This window comes from Klebsiella sp. CD33, assembly GCF_051992865.1.
GTDB classification, from domain to species: Bacteria; Pseudomonadota; Gammaproteobacteria; order Enterobacterales; family Enterobacteriaceae; genus Klebsiella; species Klebsiella pneumoniae.
Window position 1 is genome coordinate 5,030,089 of the sequence record NZ_CP197023.1, and the last position, 17,401, is coordinate 5,047,489.

The 17,401-nt window shown below is 58.1% G+C and carries 15 protein-coding genes and 4 tRNA genes; 5 read left to right on the forward strand and 14 right to left on the reverse strand.

The window, feature by feature from the left end; genetic code table 11:
- Position 1: 1 nt before the first annotated feature.
- The gene (lptM, locus tag ACR809_RS24590; RefSeq protein WP_002883392.1) at positions 2–205 is read right to left on the reverse strand and encodes an LPS translocon maturation chaperone LptM; all 204 of its coding nucleotides are present in this window, start codon (positions 203–205) and stop codon (positions 2–4) included.
- 146 nt (positions 206–351) lie between these two features.
- Between lptM and cyaY the strand changes: the two genes are divergently transcribed.
- Complete coding sequence (cyaY, locus tag ACR809_RS24595; protein ID WP_002883389.1) at positions 352–672, forward strand: iron donor protein CyaY; 321 nt, start codon at positions 352–354, stop codon at positions 670–672.
- Positions 673–720: 48 nt separating this feature from the next.
- Here the strand turns inward: cyaY and cyaA are convergent, their stop codons facing one another.
- Entirely contained in the window at positions 721–3,273 is a 2,553-nt protein-coding gene (cyaA, locus tag ACR809_RS24600) for a class I adenylate cyclase (protein WP_002883383.1), read from the reverse strand.
- Positions 3,274–3,630: 357 nt separating this feature from the next.
- Between cyaA and hemC the strand changes: the two genes are divergently transcribed.
- The 4 genes from hemC to hemY are packed head-to-tail and all read left to right on the forward strand — an operon-like array spanning position 3,631 to position 7,712.
- Positions 3,631–4,572, forward strand: a complete 942-nt coding sequence (gene hemC, locus ACR809_RS24605; protein WP_002883381.1) for a hydroxymethylbilane synthase — start codon at positions 3,631–3,633, stop codon at positions 4,570–4,572.
- Entirely contained in the window at positions 4,569–5,309 is a 741-nt protein-coding gene (gene hemD, locus ACR809_RS24610; RefSeq protein WP_002883380.1) for a uroporphyrinogen-III synthase, read from the forward strand. Before hemC ends, hemD begins: the two co-directional genes overlap by 4 nt.
- Positions 5,310–5,330: 21 nt before the next feature.
- Positions 5,331–6,512: a uroporphyrinogen-III C-methyltransferase gene (hemX, locus tag ACR809_RS24615; RefSeq protein WP_004150429.1), complete on the forward strand. Its 1,182-nt coding sequence runs from the start codon at positions 5,331–5,333 to the stop codon at positions 6,510–6,512.
- 3 nt (positions 6,513–6,515) lie between these two features.
- Positions 6,516–7,712 (forward strand): protoheme IX biogenesis protein HemY, encoded by a 1,197-nt coding sequence (gene hemY / locus ACR809_RS24620; RefSeq protein WP_004152054.1) that lies wholly within the window; start codon positions 6,516–6,518, stop codon positions 7,710–7,712.
- 461 nt (positions 7,713–8,173) lie between these two features.
- Here the strand turns inward: hemY and ACR809_RS24625 are convergent.
- From ACR809_RS24625 to rfbA, 12 genes are all read right to left on the reverse strand, one after another.
- Positions 8,174–8,250, reverse strand: a tRNA-Pro gene (locus ACR809_RS24625).
- A gap of 42 nt (positions 8,251–8,292) precedes the next feature.
- Positions 8,293–8,379: transfer RNA gene (locus tag ACR809_RS24630), tRNA-Leu, on the reverse strand.
- A gap of 23 nt (positions 8,380–8,402) precedes the next feature.
- A tRNA-His gene (locus ACR809_RS24635) sits at positions 8,403–8,478 on the reverse strand.
- A 55-nt stretch (positions 8,479–8,533) separates the two neighbouring features.
- A tRNA-Arg gene (locus ACR809_RS24640) sits at positions 8,534–8,610 on the reverse strand.
- A gap of 102 nt (positions 8,611–8,712) precedes the next feature.
- Positions 8,713–10,098, reverse strand: a complete 1,386-nt coding sequence (thrP, locus tag ACR809_RS24645) for a bifunctional threonine/serine APC transporter ThrP (protein WP_002883322.1) — start codon at positions 10,096–10,098, stop codon at positions 8,713–8,715.
- A 205-nt stretch (positions 10,099–10,303) separates the two neighbouring features.
- On the reverse strand, positions 10,304–11,044 hold the full coding sequence (wecG, locus tag ACR809_RS24650; RefSeq protein ID WP_004181648.1) for a lipopolysaccharide N-acetylmannosaminouronosyltransferase: 741 nt from the start codon (positions 11,042–11,044) through the stop codon (positions 10,304–10,306).
- A gap of 11 nt (positions 11,045–11,055) precedes the next feature.
- Positions 11,056–12,402: an ECA oligosaccharide polymerase gene (wzyE, locus tag ACR809_RS24655; RefSeq protein ID WP_122051623.1), complete on the reverse strand. Its 1,347-nt coding sequence runs from the start codon at positions 12,400–12,402 to the stop codon at positions 11,056–11,058.
- Complete coding sequence (locus tag ACR809_RS24660) at positions 12,399–13,475, reverse strand: TDP-N-acetylfucosamine:lipid II N-acetylfucosaminyltransferase (RefSeq protein WP_122051624.1); 1,077 nt, start codon at positions 13,473–13,475, stop codon at positions 12,399–12,401. Before ACR809_RS24660 ends, wzyE begins: the two co-directional genes overlap by 4 nt.
- Complete coding sequence (wzxE, locus tag ACR809_RS24665; RefSeq protein ID WP_122051625.1) at positions 13,472–14,722, reverse strand: lipid III flippase WzxE; 1,251 nt, start codon at positions 14,720–14,722, stop codon at positions 13,472–13,474. Before wzxE ends, ACR809_RS24660 begins: the two co-directional genes overlap by 4 nt.
- Before the next feature lies 1 nt (position 14,723).
- Positions 14,724–15,854 (reverse strand): dTDP-4-amino-4,6-dideoxygalactose transaminase, encoded by a 1,131-nt coding sequence (gene rffA / locus ACR809_RS24670; protein ID WP_002883310.1) that lies wholly within the window; start codon positions 15,852–15,854, stop codon positions 14,724–14,726.
- Between the two features lie 5 nt (positions 15,855–15,859).
- A complete protein-coding gene (gene rffC / locus ACR809_RS24675) occupies positions 15,860–16,534 on the reverse strand; it encodes a dTDP-4-amino-4,6-dideoxy-D-galactose acyltransferase (RefSeq protein ID WP_122051626.1) in 675 nt (224 codons plus the stop codon).
- Entirely contained in the window at positions 16,512–17,393 is an 882-nt protein-coding gene (gene rfbA / locus ACR809_RS24680; protein WP_002883307.1) for a glucose-1-phosphate thymidylyltransferase RfbA, read from the reverse strand. Before rfbA ends, rffC begins: the two co-directional genes overlap by 23 nt.
- Between the last annotated feature and the right edge of the window lie 8 nt (positions 17,394–17,401).

Sequence of the window (17,401 nt, forward strand, 5' to 3'; positions counted from 1 at the left end):
GTTAGTAATTGACCTGGCTCGGACCACCGGTATCGCCACGATCGTTACGATCCGGCGTTGCGCTCTGAATGCCAGGGTTAACCGGTTTGGTCGGCGGCGGCGCGGTTTTGTCCGCCGGTGGGAAATAGAGAGGCCCTTTCAGACCACAGCCGGTCAGGCTGAAGATCGCAAACAAAACGGCAAGCGTAGGAAAAACGTTTTTCATTGATAGTTGCCCGTGATTCATTCTTTCTGCTTTCTATCATCGCAGGAGAAGACGTAAAAGCAAGCCTTTAGCATCCGACTGCGCGCGCTTTTGTTTCGCGCTATACTGCGACCCATCTTCAAAAATCAAAAAAGCAGAATCAAATTATGAACGACAGTGAATTCCATCGCCTGGCCGATAGCCTGTGGATGACCATCGAAGAACGTCTGGACGACTGGGACGGCGATAGCGACATCGACTGCGAAATCAACGGCGGCGTGCTGACCATCAGCTTTGAAAACGGCAGCAAAATCATTATTAACCGTCAGGAGCCGCTGCACCAGGTGTGGCTGGCCACCAAACAGGGCGGCTATCACTTCGATCTCAAAGGCGACGAGTGGATCTGCGATCGCAGCGGCGAAACCTTCTGGGATCTGCTGGAGCAGGCGGCGAGCCAGCAGGCCGGTGAGACGGTGAAATTCCGTTAATGACGTGTTTCCCGGATAGCGGCGCATCGCGCCTTATCCGGGCCAAATCTACGAGTAGCGCTGCTGCAGCACCGGCGAGGCGGTAACGTCCTGGCTGGTGGGTATCGCGGCGGCAATCGCCTGGGTGCGGAAAGGGATCACCTGGGTGCGCCCGTCTACCTCGACAATCTGATAGAACTGCGGCAGGTTGAAGTTGATGAAGCTGGAGCCGTAGGTGAAACGATCGTGCGATGACGAATAGAAGCGGCTGACGTCGCGCACCAGCTCCTCTTTACTGCCCTCGCAGTGATGATAGACCTCGGCGCGGTTGCTCTCATCAAGAATATAGATGTTAAAGCCGCTGTCGTTATTATCCGCGTCTTCAAAGAAGAACTGAATAATCCCTTCGCTGGCGAAGCCATCAACCACCGCCGGCAGCTTAACGTGATTGGTTTCCACCTGCACCGACAGCCCGTGCAGCTTGTTGTGCGAGATAGCGCCGTAGAACTCAATGGCGTTTTCCAGCTTCTGCACCGAAACGTTAAGCCGCTCGAAGAACAGCCCCCACGTCTGGCCGGAGACGCGCAGCGCTTTGAAGCGCCCGGTATCCTGCCGGGTACTGGAGAGACGCAGTTCGATACATTCGGAGATCATCTGCTGTACGCGGGTGCGGATCAGGCCGCGCAGGTGCTGACTATAGCAGAACACCTCCACGCTGTCCGGCGGCGCGGCGTCCTGGTGCATTTTGCCGAGGATCGTTTTCAGCGCCTCGATCATCGCCTGTTCGCCGTTAAAGTGCAGCGTACGCACTTCGTTCCACGAGTTGCGATACAGCAGGTCGACGCTGCCGATCAGGCATTTTTGCTCTTCGCCGAAGCTGAAAACATCCAGCTTACGGAAATCGAAGTGCACCACCTGGTTGCGGAAGGCCGCGGTTGGGTCATATTCGAGGTTGACGATAATCGCCAGGTGGCGGATTTCGCACGGGCTGTACAGCGCCTTTGGCGTCGGCGCCGGCAGGCGCAGCGGGAAGTGGTGCGACACGTCGGCCACCATCTCCTGCAGCTTCGCCAGATCGACGATGCCGTTGCCCTTAATAAACAGGCGGGTGCGTGAGGTCAGCAGGCCGTTAAACCAGGCCCAGGCCACCAGCTTATTAAGATAACGGTTATATTCCAGCGGCTGATGGCTGATGATCGATTCCATGTCCGGCGCGCGGTTGTACAGATACCAACCGGTACGGTTGGCGCGGCCCGGCGGCACGTGGATAAAGGTCAGGTTCGGTTCCGACAGATCCGGCGAAATTTGCGGGTTTACCAGCGTCACTTTCCCCGGCAGCGCTTCAAAGGCCGCATACAGCTTACGGGTCAGCACGCCAATATCCTGCGGGCTGGCGGAGACGCTAAGGTTATTGCGCCGCGCGAAGCGGATCAGATTACGATAGCTCTGCATCATGGCGTCAAGCAGTTCGTTGTGCGCCTTGCGCACTTCATCGATTTTCCAGTTGGCGCGGTTGTCGAGCATCATCAGACGCTTTTCGTCCCAGCCCCAGGCATTCACCAACTGGCTGACGACTTCGCGACGCCAGCCGACGCAGGCGCGTTCGCGGCTGAGTTTTTCACAAACTTTCAGGTAGAAGCAGCGGCGCACCAGGTCGAGGCGGGTTTCATCTTCGATGGCCTGCAGATAGGTGGTCACGCGCTCCAGCATCATGCAGTACGGGTCGAGGCCGAAGGAGACAATCTCCCCGTCGTGCAAACGCTGTTTGATATCTTTCGCTAACAGGCGGTTATTGGGGTATTCCCAGGAGTAGGCTTCCAGCAGCAGCGTTTTCAGCACCGCTTTATAGGGGGAGTCGATACTTTTATACAGCTGCCACAGGCTGGCGCCGAAGTACTCTTCCGCCGACAGCGAACTGAGGCCGCCAAGATCGAGCCATTCGTTAGGCGTCAGCACGCCCTGGGCATACAGTCCCATCACGTAATCATCGTAATGCTCTTCTTCATCGCACGGCACCATATTCCACAGAATACGCTTGCCGGCGAGGCGTACCGCGGTGCGGTAGAACTCATCAAGCAACAGGATATGCTGGGTCGAACCGCAGTCTTCGCCGCCGAGGCTACCGCTTTCGTTATGACGGAAACGGTTTTCGTCGATCAGGAAGAAGCTGACTTCCACGCCGAGCGAGGCAGCCCAGCTCTCAAGCAGGCTGCATTTTCGCTGCAGCAGCTGGCGCTCTTCGCTATCCAGCCAGGCCTGGTGACATACCCAGATATCAAGATCGGAAGAGCAGCTCTGGCCGACGGAGGAAGTACTGCCCATCGAGTAGACGCCGGTGATCGGCAGCTCGCCTTTCGGCGGCTCCTGAGTCTGCATACCGCGATGCAGTTCCAGTTCTTCAAGATAGTGGCGTTGGGTTTCATCAGGCGTGTAGAGGCAAATGCCACGGGGAACGTTACCGTCAAGGTAACCCGGCATCAGCGGGTGATGATAATGTAATAACGTTGGCAGTAGACTGTAAACCTGCTGGAAAGCGGGTCCCATGGCAGCAAGCGCGCGATCCACGCGCAATTGGTTGATGGCATCCAGTCTCTGTTTCAGTGTCTCAATATAGAGGTACAAGACATATCGCCTGATGTTCAAAAACCCGAGGTACAATAGTACGGAGGATTTCAGTATTTCAACAAAAACCGTCACCATTCGTCGTCGGTGTGGTTGTGATGAGCAGCGGACTGACAAATGGTTTAAAACGTGATCAATTTAACACCTTGCTCATTGACCGTAAAGAAAGATGCGCTACATACAAGTGTAGCACCGTTTATTACCTGTAAATTCCTCACTACGCCTCCGGCAACCGCCACGCGCATGAAAGGTTAAAAAAGAGTGGGCCGGAGCCACCTCCCACATAAACCGTGAAAACTAACATCCGTAAGACAACAATGTTAGGATGGATAGTGGTCGATAATGACGGTAACAAGCATGTTAGACAAAGTTTTGAAAATTGCCACACGGCAAAGCCCGCTTGCGCTATGGCAGGCGCAGTATGTTAAAGCGCGCCTGGAACAAGCGCATCCCGGACTGAAGGTCGAGCTGGTGCCGATGGTCACGCGCGGGGATGTCATCCTTGATACTCCGCTGGCAAAGGTGGGGGGCAAAGGCTTATTTGTGAAAGAGTTAGAGCTCGCCATGCTCGAAGGGCGCGCCGATATCGCCGTCCATTCGATGAAAGATGTGCCGGTGGAATTCCCGGAGGGCCTGGGGCTGGTGACTATCTGCGAGCGCGACGATCCGCGCGACGCGTTTGTCTCCAATCGCTATGCCTCGATTGACGAACTGCCGGCCGGCAGCGTCGTTGGCACGTCAAGTTTACGCCGTCAGTGCCAGCTGGCCGCCACCCGTCCGGACCTGGCGATCCGCTCTCTGCGCGGTAACGTCGGTACCCGGCTGAGTAAGCTGGATAACGGCGAGTACGACGCCATCATCCTCGCCGCCGCCGGCCTGAAGCGCCTGCAGCTGGAAGCGCGTATTCGCCAGCCGCTGTCGCCTGAGCAATCTCTGCCGGCGGTCGGCCAGGGCGCGGTCGGCATCGAATGCCGTCTTGATGATGCATGGACCCGGGGGCTGTTAGCGCCTCTCAACCATACGGAAACGGCGGTGCGCGTGCGCGCCGAGCGGGCGATGAACACCCGCCTCGAAGGCGGCTGCCAGGTGCCGATCGGCAGCTATGCGGAACTGAAGGACGGGGAACTGTGGCTGCGGGCGCTGGTTGGCGCTCCGGATGGTTCACAGCTGGTGCGCGGCGAACGACGCGGGCCAGCGGAACAAGCGGAAGCCCTCGGCATCTCGCTGGCGGAAGAGCTTCTGGATAATGGCGCCCGCGAGATTCTCGCGGCGGTTTATGATGGAGAAGCCCCGCGATGAGCATACTGGTCACTCGTCCACTACCGCAAGGAGAAGCGCTGGTCAGCCGTCTGCGGGCCATGGGACGCGTGGCCTGGAGCTTTCCGCTGATAGAATTTACGCCTGGCAGGGAGCTTCCCGCGCTGGGCGATGCGCTTGCCCGACTGGGGCCCGACGATCTGCTATTTGCGCTATCCCAGCATGCGGTGGAATTCGCCCATGCCCGTCTGCAGCAGCAGGGCCTGCCCTGGCCCACTTCTCCGCGCTATTTTGCCATTGGCCGCACGACGGCGCTGGCCCTGCATACGGTCAGTGGGCAGCATATCCATTACCCGTTAGATCGGGAAATTAGCGAAGTCTTGCTACAATTACCTGAATTACAAAACATTGCCGGGAAAAATGCGCTGATCCTACGCGGCAATGGCGGGCGGGAACTCTTAGGCGCGACGCTGACCGAGCGCGGCGCCAGGGTCACATTTTGTGAATGTTATCAACGTAGTGCAAAACATTACGATGGCGCAGAAGAAGCGATGCGCTGGCAATCTCGCGGAGTCACCACGCTGGTGGTCACCAGCGGCGAGATGCTGCAGCAGCTATGGTCGTTAATACCGCAATGGTATCGCGAACAGTGGCTCCTGCACTGCCGCGTTGTCGTTGTCAGCGAACGTCTGGCCCTTCAGGCCCGGGAACTGGGCTGGCAGGAGATTCAGGTTGCCGATAGCGCCGACAACGATGCGCTGCTACGCGCATTACAATAACTCTCAACATTGGAAGCCATAATGACGGAACAACAAAATCAATCCGCCGTGGTTGAAGAGACCAGGGAGGCCGTGGAGACCACACCACAGCCAGAGAATACTGAGAAGAAGAAGGCAGGCAATAAAACCAGCCTGGCGCTCAGCGCGATCGCTATCGCCATTGCGATAGCCGCCGGCATCGGCCTGTATGGCCTGAACAAACAACAGGCCACGCGGCAAAACGCAACTACCTCTGAATTAGCAAGCCAGGTCGCGGCGCTGCAAAAAGCGCAGGAAAATCAAAAAAGTGAACTGGAAGGTGTTATCAAACAGCAGGCCGACCAGCTAAACGAAGCCAAACATCAGCAGGAGACGCTGGCCAAACAGTTGGATGAGCTGCAGCAAAAAGTGGCGGTGATTTCCGGTAGCGATGCCAAAACCTGGCTGCTGGCCCAGGCCGACTTCCTCGTCAAGCTGGCGGGACGTAAGCTGTGGAGCGATCAGGATGTCACCACCGCCGCCGCGCTGCTGAAAAGCGCTGACGCCAGCCTCGCCGACATGAACGACCCAAGCCTCATCGGCGCCCGCCGGGCGATCACCGACGACATCGCCACCCTCTCCGCGGTAAGCCAGGTGGACTATGACGGCATGATCCTCAAGGTTAATCAGCTGGCGAACCAAATCGATAACCTGCGGCTGGCCGATAATAACGATGACGATTCGCCGATGGACGCTGATAGCGATGAGCTTTCCAGCTCTATCAGCGAATGGCGCGTCAACCTGCAGAAAAGCTGGCAGAACTTTATGGACAGCTTTATCACCGTGCGCCGCCGCGATGAAACGGCGGTCCCGCTGCTGGCGCCGAATCAGGATATCTATCTGCGGGAAAATATTCGCTCTCGCCTGCTGGTCGCCGCGCAGGCAGTTCCGCGCCATCAGGAAGAGACCTGGAAACAGTCGCTGGATAACGTCTCGACCTGGGTACGCGCCTATTATGATACCGATGACGCCACCACCAAAGCCTTCCTCGACGAGGTGGATAAGCTCAGTCAGCAAAGCATTACCATGACGGTGCCGGAAACGCTGCAGAGCCAGGCGTTGCTGGAAAAACTGATGCAGACCCGAGTGCGCAACCTGATGGCGCAGCCTGCCGTTACCGCGGGCGGCGCGCCTTCGCCCGCACCTGCTGCGCCGGCCGCCCCCGCTGCGCCGCAAGGAGAGTAACGCATGCTGAAAATTCTTTTACTCTTCGCACTGTTGATCGCCGGGATCGTGCTTGGCCCGATGATCGCCGGGCATCAGGGCTACGTCCTGATCCAGACCGATAATTACAATATCGAGACCAGCGTGACCGGGCTGGTGATCATCCTGATCCTCGCCATGGTGGTGCTGTTCGCCATTGAATGGCTGCTGCGCCGCATTTTCCGCACCGGGGCGCATACGCGCGGCTGGTTTGTCGGCCGTAAACGCCGTCGCGCGCGTAAGCAAACCGAGCAGGCGCTGCTTAAGCTGGCGGAAGGTGATTACCAGCAGGTTGAGAAGCTGATGGCGAAAAATGCCGATCACGCCGAACAGCCGGTGGTGAACTATCTTCTGGCGGCGGAAGCGGCTCAGCAGCGCGGCGATGAAGCGCGGGCCAACCAGCATCTGGAGCGCGCCACCGAGCTGGCGGGCGATGACCTGATCCCGGTGGAAATCACTCGCGTTCGCCTGCAGCTGGCGCGTAATGAAAATCACGCCGCGCGCCATGGCATCGATAAGCTGCTGGAAATTACCCCGCGTCATCCGGAAGTGCTGCGCCTCGCCGAACAGGCATACACCCGCACCGGCGCCTGGCAGTCGCTGCTGGACATCATTCCGTCGATGGCGAAAGCTAACGTCGGCGATGAAGCGCACCGCGCGGCGCTGGAACAGCTGGCCTGGGTTGGCCTGATGGATAAAGCGCTGGCCGATGGCGGCAGCGAAGGACTACGCGAATGGTGGCGCAACCAGAGCCGTAAAACGCGGGCGCTGGTGCCGCTGCAGGTGGCGATGGCCGAGCGCCTCATCGAGAGCGACGATCACGATACCGCGCAGCAAATTATCATTGATGGTCTGAAGAAACAGTATGATGACCGTCTGGTGATGCCGATCCCGCGTCTGAAGACCAATAACCCGGAACAGCTTGAGAAAGTGCTGCGCCAGCAGATCAAAGCCGTTGGCGACCGTCCGCTGCTGTGGAGCACCCTGGGCCAGTCGCTGATGCGGCACGGCGAATGGCAGGAGGCCAGCATCGCCTTCCGCGCCGCGCTTAAGCAGCGTCCGGATGCCTTTGATTACGCCTGGCTGGCGGATGTCCTGGACCGCCTGCATCAGCCGGAAGAAGCCGCCGCTATGCGCCGAGATGGACTGCTGCTGACGCTGCAGAATAATCCTCAGCCATAACCTGGCATGGCTATCGCCTCCTGCGGGGCGATAGCCCTTCTCCCCCGCCTTCACATTGACGGATCCCCGAAAGAAAAAAACGCCTGCGCTGAAATCAGGGCAGGCGTTAAAACAGGTCTGTTTGACAACAAATTGGGTGCTTCACTCAACGTAATGTCCATGGTGTTTGATGAGGCATAAATGCGACATCTGTCAGTGGACGATAAGCACCGTAAGAACGGCTCTGCATCATTCCGGAGTTTATGAGGCACGAAGGCGAACATAAGAGATGGAATGAGCATCTACCCGGTTATTATCGCACAGGATCCGGGGAAATTGCATCTACCACAGTGATGAATTGAGAGTTTTCCTGACGCGTATTCTTAAGCAAAGAGAAGATTTTTTATCAGCAAGATCAGAGAAATAAGAGATGGCGGACGGTAGCAGAAAACAAAAAACCCCGCCGAAGCGGGGTTCAAAATTGGTCGGCGAGAGAGGATTCGAACCTCCGACCCACTGGTCCCAAACCAGTTGCGCTACCAAGCTGCGCTACTCGCCGAAATACTGCTTTTTGAATTTTTAGTTCAATTCGTTAAAGTCGTGGTGCGAGGGGGGGGACTTGAACCCCCACGTCCGTAAGAACACTAACACCTGAAGCTAGCGCGTCTACCAATTCCGCCACCTTCGCAAATTCACAACTCTATCAAATAATGGGGTGGCTAATGGGATTCGAACCCACGACAACTGGAATCACAATCCAGGGCTCTACCAACTGAGCTATAGCCACCACTGCAAACCTTTTACGCGGTATTAAAACCACCGCAGCTCCAGCACCGGGTTAATGGTGCGCCCGACAGGATTCGAACCTGAGACCTCTGCCTCCGGAGGGCAGCGCTCTATCCAGCTGAGCTACGGGCGCTTAGCGCCGTTGCGGGGTCGGATAATACGGACTTCCTACCCCGCTGTCTAGTGCCTTTTTAAAGAAAATTATCGTTTGCTCATGCTTTGTTCGTTTTGACTGTTATTCAGCCGTATTATTGACTTGCCCCTGTCTTCCGAGGCCAAACACCTTATAAATCAGGGTGACGGCGGCCAGAAAAATAATGCCGACGAAGAGCGACATGCGGGTTTCATCATTCAGTCCCATCCCGACCAGCACGCAGATCAGGAAGGCCATCGTGAAATAGTTGGCCCACGGAAACAGCAGCGAACGGAACGGATGGCTGGCAATCGCCGCCTGATGCACGCGACGGAAACGCAGCTGACTAATCAGGATCACAAACCAGGGCACCATCCCCGGCAGGACGCTGGCGCTATAGACATAGACGAACACCCGCTGCGGATTAGGAATAATGTAATTCAGGCAGGAGCCCACCAGCAGGATCAGAATCGACAGCGCCACACCGACGGACGGAACGCCGTTGCGCGATACCTTACCGATCGCCGCCGGCAGCTGACGGTTCTTCGCCAGGGCGTACAGCATACGTCCGCAGCTGTACATTCCGCTGTTGCAGCCGGAAAGCGCTGCCGTCAGCACCACGAAGTTGATAATTCCCGCCGCCGCGGTAATACCGATTTTGGCAAACGTCAGTACGAACGGGCTGCCATTGGAGCCGATTTGATCCCACGGGAAGATAGTGACGATAACGAAAATCGCGCCGACGTAGAAAATCAGGATCCGCCACAGCACTTTGCCCACCGCGCTGCGCAGCGTCACCTGCGGGTTTTTCGCTTCACCTGCGGTAATGCCGATGAGCTCCACCCCCTGATAGGACGCGACCACGATACACAGCGCCGTCAGGAAGCCCTTCCAGCCGCCGGCAAAGAAACCACCATGTTCGGTGAGATTACCAAAACCGATGGAGTGGCCGCCGTTGCCAAAGCCGAAGAAAATGACGCCCAGCCCGACGACGATCATCACGATAATGGTGGTCACTTTTATCATGGCGAACCAGAACTCGATTTCACCGTATAGCCGGACCGCCGCGAGGTTAGCCAACGCCACCAGCCCCACGGCAATCAACGCCGGGATCCACTGCGCCATCTCCGGGAACCAGAACTGCACATAGACCCCGATGGCGGTAATCTCCGAGATCCCCACCGCCATCCACATAAACCAGTAGGACCACGCGGTCAGATAGCCGAAGAAGGGGCTCATATAGCGATGCGCATACACCGCGAAGGAGCCAGTGACAGGCTCAAGGAACAGCATTTCGCCCATTGAGCGCATAATGAAAAAGACGAACAGGCCAGCGATAATATACGCCAGCAGCACGGAAGGCCCAGCCCATTTCAAGGTACTGGCCGCCCCCATAAACAACCCCACGCCTATCGTCCCGCCAAGGGCGATCAGTTCAATATGCCGGGCCTCCAGTCCACGCTGGAGCTCCGCTTTTTTCTCAGTCATATATCCTCTTGTGTTTGCCGTATTCCGGGTACTCCCGGTTATTGTTATTAACTGAAACCATAGCCTTGCCGACGCGCAGGTCTCCCCGGCGCGTATGAAGCCTGCGAATGGTTAATTAATTTTGCGGAAATGGCAAATAAAGTATCAGGCGAGTGAAGAGATTACACAGAATATGTATGCAAACTCGCCTGGTTACAGTGGAATATCAGAGCTTACCGGAATAATGCCAACGTAAATAGCGCAGCAGACGGAACTGTCTCTTGATGCGGCTCGGCTGCAAAAGCAGGCGATAGAACCACTCCAGCCCCAGATCCTGCCAGAACTTCGGCGCCCGATGGACGTGCCCGGTAAAAACATCGTAAGTGCCGCCGACGCCCATATACAGCGCGTGCGGATACAGGCGCCGGCAGTCGCGCATAAAGATCTCCTGGCGCGGCGACCCCATCGCGACGGTGACGATTTTCGCCCCGCTGTCGCGAATGCGTTCGAACAATGCCTGGCGTTGCTCAGGGGTGAAATAACCGTCCTGGCTGCCGACGATGTTCACCTGCCAGCGCTGACGCAGCCTGGATTCTGTCTGCGCCAGGACCTCAGGTTTACCACCAACCAAAAACACCGGTGTCCCTTCAGCGCCGGCGCGCTGCATTAACGCTTCCCAGAGATCGGCCCCGGCGACGCGGGATACCTGGGCCTGCGGGTATTTTTTGCGCAGCGAACGCACCACGCTGATGCCATCGGCATATTTAAACTCCGCCGCCTCAATCAGCGCCCGTACCTCCGGGTTATCCTCTACGGCCAGCATTTTCTCAGCATTAATGGCCACCAGCGTCCCCTCGCGGAGCGCGCCGTCGGCAAACAAATAATCCAGAGCGTGCTGCATATCGCGCCAGCCTATGAGCTGCAGCCCTCTTAACAGGTACAACGGCGCGGAAATGGTCCCAGTCATGTCCATCCTTCTCAGACTTGCGGTTGCGAAAGCGGTTTTACGCGCTTATGAATCAGTCCCACGCTATCCAGGAACCAGTACAGCAGTTTCGCCGCCAGCAAGCAGATACCAAAGATCACGAGGAAAAACACCACGCGGGAGCCGAACGAATCCAGCCCCTCGCGCGCCAGCACTATCATGTTGAAGATAGCGCCGAAACAGAAACTGTGCAGGATAGCCGCTTTATAGCGATTGCTCTCCCGGTTGCCCAGCTCATACAGCCAGTCGAACCATTTAATAATCAACCCTACCGCCACGGCGCCCAGCGGTACGAACCAGACGCCGCCCATCACCACCAGCGAGCCAATCAGCGTCGGCGAGATCGCCAGCCCCGAATGGTTGTTTAATACTTCCCAGGTAAAGTAGTTGGCGGTATTGAGCACCATCGTCGGGCGACCGTGCCACAGCCAGCTGGGGATAAAGACGTAGAAGTCGCGGATCATCGGCGCCAGACCCTGGAAATCGATCTTGTCGTAGTTCTGCAGCAACAGCGCCAGGTTCTCCCACGGTGAGAAGGTGTCGCGCGTGAGATACAGAAAGGTATAAAACGCTTCGTCGCCGCTGACGTTCATCCCGTAGCGCTTCAGCGCCAGCCAGAACATGCCGACAATACCCAGCACACCCGCCGCCGCCAGCATCCACAGGCTGATCCAGCCGCGGATAATACCGATGAACAGAAAGATGGCGAAGGCGATGATGATATTGGCGCGCGTCCCGCCGACGATGGCGTAGGTCAGCAAACCAAAGGCCACCGTGCTGACGAGGAAGAAGATCCATGCCTTATAATCCTGGCGCAGAAAATAGACCACCAGCATCGCCGGAATAAAGAAGTAAAAGAAGCGCTTCAACGCCACGCCGGACACTTCAGCAGAGAAAATCTGGCTGTAGGAGTTGAGCTTAAACAGCAGGAAACCATTGTGGGCGAAGAAGATGCCGACGCACAGCAGCGCCAGCCCCATCAAAATGCCCCACGCCAGATGGGTTTCCACCCGGTTCATGGTAAACAGCGGGCGATGCGCAACCTCACGCGATGCCGAACGCAGCCGCGTTTTATAGGTCACGTAGTAGACTACGTAGAAGCACACCGCGATCAGCAGCGTCTGCAGCAAAATCTCCGGCGGCGCCACGCTGACGTCAAAGCGGAACACCAGAATACTGGTCAGCGGGAAGCCGAAGAAAAAGGTCAGCAGAAACAGCAACGAGAAAAAAACGTTGAAGTTAAAGCGTACCCGACGGAACTCAAACCAGGTGGCGGTGGCGATGAACAGCGTCGACAGCAGCCAGACCACCAGCAGCCCGCTAAATTGCATTAACGTCATGCCTGCCCCTCCGCCGCTAACCGTAGCGCCCGCCGCCAGCCCGTCAGATAGTTCGGCCGGAAGAAGGCGATAGCGGATTTATCCACGCTCGCCAGCTGACGCTGCGCTTCGCGCACCACGCTGACGTCCAGCGCGTCGCTGGTGAACAGCACCGGCACATGCTGCTCGGCCATATCCTGCCAGAACGGGTTTTCCCGATTGAGCACGCAGGGGATGCCCGCCTGAATCAGCAGACACAGGCTGCCGATCCCCTGCTGGCGGGCAAACAGAAAATAGCCCAGATCGCAGCGGCGCAGCAGCGCCAGATAATCATGAAACTCCAGCTTCTCGCTGAGGATCTGCAGATGCTCACCGCTAAACAGCGCCGCCCCCGCCTCGCGAACCTCATTGATATAGGCGTCGTTTTTCGCTGGATAGCCCATCGGCACGATGACGTTTACCGTATCGCCAAACTGCTGATGGATTGCCTTCAGCGCGGCAATATGTTCATTGCTGCGATCCCCGGAGTTGCCGACCAGAATAGTCAGGGTATCACCGCGCGGATCGTTATCGGCCAGGGTATTCAGCGCCGGATCCATACGGGTCGGGAAGTAGAGCAGCTCGCCCGGGACGCGCGGATGGCGGTTAGCGAACCAGCTGAGATCGCCGCGGGTGGCGAAAACGCGCCCTACCCGCCCCTGCGCCATACGGCGCAGCGGATAGAACAGGCGAAACTTCAGGCTGGCAGAATTTTCATACAGATCCGCCCCCCAGATATGCCAGTTAAACTGCGACGGGCGGATGCCACCGCTCAACAGCGCCAGCCACAGCCCGGTATTGAACTGGCCGTGGAAGAAAAAGCGCTGCTGGCGGTTGGCTTTCGCGGTAGCAATCACTGCCTGCGCCAGCGCCTTTTTCCCCGGATAACAGGTGATGTCCAGCGCCGGATACCCATCACGCACGCTGGCCTCATCACCGACGATCATAAATCTCCGGGCCTGCGGGTCGGCGGCCAGTTCGTCGTTAAAGAACCGCAGTACGGTCTGGTTATGATGCGGGATATCCGATCCCAGTACATGTATCAGTGCTGTCATGCCCGTTTACGCCAGAGTAAAAACACGCCACTACAAAGGGCGAAATAAACAATATAAGTGGCCATATATGCCTGCGCCGCGCCAACCGCGCCGTGCGACGGTATAAGCCAGTGTGAGAATGCGGTCAGCAGTGCGAACTGGCTGATTTCCGTCAGAATATAAAAACGCAGCGACGCTTTGGCGATCACCAGATAGCCATAGACGTAGGCGCCTACTTTTAAAACGTCGCCCACCAGCTGCCAGGCGAACAGGTCACGCATCGCGGTAAAGCGATCGGAAAACAGCAGCCAGATGGCAAAATCGCGCAGCAGCCAGACCGTCAGGCTCGCCGCCGCTACTGCCGGCAGGACGAATTTCAGCGACTTGACTATCTCGCGGGTGATATCCGTTTTGGCGCTCAGCCGCGACAGCGTCGGCAGCAGATAGACGCTAAACGAGGCGGTAATAAACTGCAGGTAGGCATCGGAGATGCTGCTCACCCCCTGCCAGATCCCGACCGCCTCCCAGCCGTAATGCGCCGCCAGCAGATTACGCATCATCACATAGGCTACCGGCAGGGTCACCGAGGTTATCAGCGCCATCAGGGTAAATTTCGATAGCTGTCCCGCCAGACCGTTATCCCAGCGCGGACGCAGGGCGCTCAGCGGGATATTACCCCGCCGCCAGAGCATAATACCCGCCGGGACCACCACCAGCGCTGGAACTAACGCCAGCCCCAGCAGCGCGCCCTGATAGCCTCCCAACACGTAGCAAGCATAGTAAGCCGCCACGCCGATCAGGCTCCCGGCAATCAGCGAGAAGGCGTTACCCGCCGCATCGCGAAAGCCTTTCATCAGCGCCAGCAGGAAATTCGCCCAGGCGATCCCCATCTGCACCAGCGCCACCAGGCGTACCAGCCCCTGATAGTGCGTATGGCCGAACAGCCCCTGGCTTATCGGCGCCGCCGCCAGTAAAAATACCAGCGCCAGCAGGGTGGAAAAGCCAAGCACCATCGCCGACGAGGTGCCCACCACCTGCTTCAGGCGCGGGGGATCGTCGTGATGCTGCGCCACCAGCTTCGTGACGCCATTAAATATCCCGGCCCCGGCCAGCACGCCGAGTACGGTGACCAGTTGCCGGAAGTTACCGGCCTGGCCAACGCCCGCCGGCCCAAACGAGACGGCCAGCAGCTTGACGACCAGCAGACCGGCGCCGATTTTGACCAGCGTCGATGCCGCCGTCCACAGTGAGGCTTTTGCTAACGACATATCAGGAGAAGTAGCTCAGCAGCGAGTTAATCACCGTCCGCTGGTTCACCACAGACAGATTGTAAAACAGCGGCAGGCGTACCAGACGCTCGCTCTCCTGAGTGGTGTAGCGGTCTTCACCGCGGAATTCGCCGAACTGTTCGCCTGCCGGGCAGCTGTGCAGGGGAATGTAATGGAATACCGCGAGGATCTCCGCCTCTTTCAGCCAGGCGATCAGTCTGCTGCGATCCTCGATATCACGCAGCTTAATGTAGAACATGTGCGCGTTTTGCCCGCAGTCGGCCGGAACCGTCGGCAGTTCGATACGCCCGGCGCGCGCCAGCGGCAGCAGCGCATCATAGTAGTTCTGCCACAGGGCCAGGCGCTGCTGGTTGATGCGCTCCGCCGCTTCCAGCTGCGCCCACAGATAGGCGGCCTGCAGGTCGGACATCAGATAGCTGGAGCCAATGTCCCGCCAGGTATATTTATCCACCAGGCCGCGAAAGAACTGGCTGCGGTTGGTGCCTTTTTCGCGAATAATCTCCGCGCGTTCCACCAGCGTGCGATCGTTGATCAGCGTCGCCCCGCCCTCACCGCCGGCGGTGTAGTTTTTGGTTTCATGGAAGCTGAAGCAGCCGATATGGCCGATGGTGCCCAGCGCGCGCCCCTTGTAGGTGGACATCACCCCCTGTGCGGCGTCTTCCACCACAAACAGGTTGTATTTGTCGGCGATGGCCATGATGGTGTCCATCTCGCAAGCTACGCCGGCATAATGCACCGGGACAATCGCCCGGGTTTTATCGGTGATGGCGGCTTCGATGAGCGTTTCGTCGATATTCATCGTATCGCGACGGATATCAACGAAGACGATTTTCGCCCCGCGCAGCACAAAGGCGTTGGCGGTGGAGACAAAGGTATAGCTGGGCATAATCACTTCGTCGCCCGGCTGGATATCCAGCAGCAGCGCGGCCATCTCCAGCGAAGCCGTGCAGGAAGGGGTCAGTAGCGCTTTTGCCGTGCCAAATCGCTGCTCCATCCACTGCTGGCAGCGGCGCGTAAAGCCGCCGTCGCCGCACAGCTTGCCGCTGTTCATCGCAGACTGCATGTAATCAAGCTCGGTTCCAACCACCGGCGGCGCGTTAAATGGGATCATGGGGGTCACCTGTATAGCCAGTAGGCGGTGCTTTCCACGTTAGCACCGCTGAGAATATAACGTTTAAGCGCGGCGGTGTTGCCCATCTGGGTCGCCACCCGCAGTATAGAAAGTCCGCGCGAGGCGGCCCAGTACCGCGCCGCCTGCATCAACTGCGCCCCGGCGCCGCGTCCGGCCAGCAGGCCGATACGCGCTTCGGTCGCAGTGATCTGCCGCAGGGAGACAAAGGCGCGAATATCGCCCTCAGGATGGCGGTAAATCAGGCACTGATGATCGAAGGTGCCGCGCACCGCATTTTCAATCCACTGGGCATAGAAGCGGCCGCTAGCGTCGGCAGCGTACCAGGGCGCGCGAAAGCGGCTCATGGCAAATGCCTGCGCCGCCTGCTCGCGCAGCGGCGCAATATCCGCTTCCACGGCGACGTCTGCGCCGGCATCTGCAGGGCTGCCCACCGGCAGCGCCAGATCGACCTCACCTTCCACCAGCTGAAAACCCAGCCGCTGCAGCGCGTCCAGCCGGACGGTGTCGCTGGCGGCGATCTTCGCCTGCACTCGCGACCACCCCGCCAGCGCCTCAGGCGTCAGCCGCGGCGCGTGCTCGTCAAAGCGCACGATCGCGCTGTTCACGGCAAAGAAGCGGTTCTCCCACTCCAGGGGGTCAATACTGGCGCGGACGGGCACGGAGCAGATCCAGCAGATATTGGCCGTAGCCGGTTTTTTCCAGCCGCTTCGCCGCACGTTTGACGCCGTCGTCGTCCAGCCAGCCGTTACGCCAGCCGATCTCTTCCAGACAGGCGATTTTAAAGCCCTGGCGCTTCTCGACGGTCTGCACGAACATGCTGGCCTCGATCAGGCTATCGTGGGTGCCGGTGTCCAGCCAGGCAAAGCCGCGTCCAAGCAGTTCGACGGTCAATGCGCCATCCTCCAGATACATCTGGTTGATGGAGGTGATTTCCAGCTCGCCGCGCTCGGATGGTTTGACCCGTTTGGCATACTCCGTCACCTTGCCATCGTAGAAATAGAGACCGGTGACCGCCCAGTTCGACTTCGGCTGCTTCGGCTTCTCTTCCAGCGATAGCGCACGGAAGTTATCATCAAACTCCACCACGCCAAAGCGCTCAGGATCCATCACCTGATAGCCAAAAATCGTCGCCCCTTCCGTGCGGGCAGCGACGCTGCGCAGCTTCGGGCTAAAGCTTTGGCCGAAGAAGATATTGTCGCCTAACACCAGACACGCCGGTTCGCCGTTAAGAAAGGCTTCGCCGATGATAAACGCCTGGGCTAAACCATCCGGCGTCGGCTGTACGGCATAGTGCAGCGCAATGCCAAACTCTGAGCCATCGCCGAGCAGGCGCTGGAAATCACGTAGGTCGTCCGGCGTGGTGATAATCAGGATCTCACGGATCCCGGCCAGCATTAATACCGACAGCGGGTAGTAGATCATCGGCTTATCGTAGATCGGCAACAGCTGCTTCGATACGCCGCGGGTGATGGGATGTAGCCGCGTTCCGGAACCGCCCGCCAGAATAATACCTTTCATCATTCCCC

Excerpts from the sequence above, each read along its gene's own strand:
- lptM (WP_002883392.1), bottom strand. The coding sequence starts at position 205 with ATGAAAAACGTTTTTCCTACGCTTGCCGTTTTGTTTGCGATCTTCAGC.
- wzxE (WP_122051625.1), bottom strand. The coding sequence starts at position 14,722 with ATGTCGTTAGCAAAAGCCTCACTGTGGACGGCGGCATCGACGCTGGTC.
- rfbA (WP_002883307.1), bottom strand. The coding sequence starts at position 17,393 with ATGAAAGGTATTATTCTGGCGGGCGGTTCCGGAACGCGGCTACATCCC.
- thrP (WP_002883322.1), bottom strand. The coding sequence starts at position 10,098 with ATGACTGAGAAAAAAGCGGAGCTCCAGCGTGGACTGGAGGCCCGGCAT.
- hemC (WP_002883381.1), top strand. The coding sequence starts at position 3,631 with ATGTTAGACAAAGTTTTGAAAATTGCCACACGGCAAAGCCCGCTTGCG.
- hemX (WP_004150429.1), top strand. The coding sequence starts at position 5,331 with ATGACGGAACAACAAAATCAATCCGCCGTGGTTGAAGAGACCAGGGAG.
- hemY (WP_004152054.1), top strand. The coding sequence starts at position 6,516 with ATGCTGAAAATTCTTTTACTCTTCGCACTGTTGATCGCCGGGATCGTG.
- cyaY (WP_002883389.1), top strand. The coding sequence starts at position 352 with ATGAACGACAGTGAATTCCATCGCCTGGCCGATAGCCTGTGGATGACC.
- hemD (WP_002883380.1), top strand. The coding sequence starts at position 4,569 with ATGAGCATACTGGTCACTCGTCCACTACCGCAAGGAGAAGCGCTGGTC.
- wzyE (WP_122051623.1), bottom strand. The coding sequence starts at position 12,402 with ATGACGTTAATGCAATTTAGCGGGCTGCTGGTGGTCTGGCTGCTGTCG.
- ACR809_RS24660 (WP_122051624.1), bottom strand. The coding sequence starts at position 13,475 with ATGACAGCACTGATACATGTACTGGGATCGGATATCCCGCATCATAAC.
- rffA (WP_002883310.1), bottom strand. The coding sequence starts at position 15,854 with ATGATCCCATTTAACGCGCCGCCGGTGGTTGGAACCGAGCTTGATTAC.
- wecG (WP_004181648.1), bottom strand. The coding sequence starts at position 11,044 with ATGACTGGGACCATTTCCGCGCCGTTGTACCTGTTAAGAGGGCTGCAG.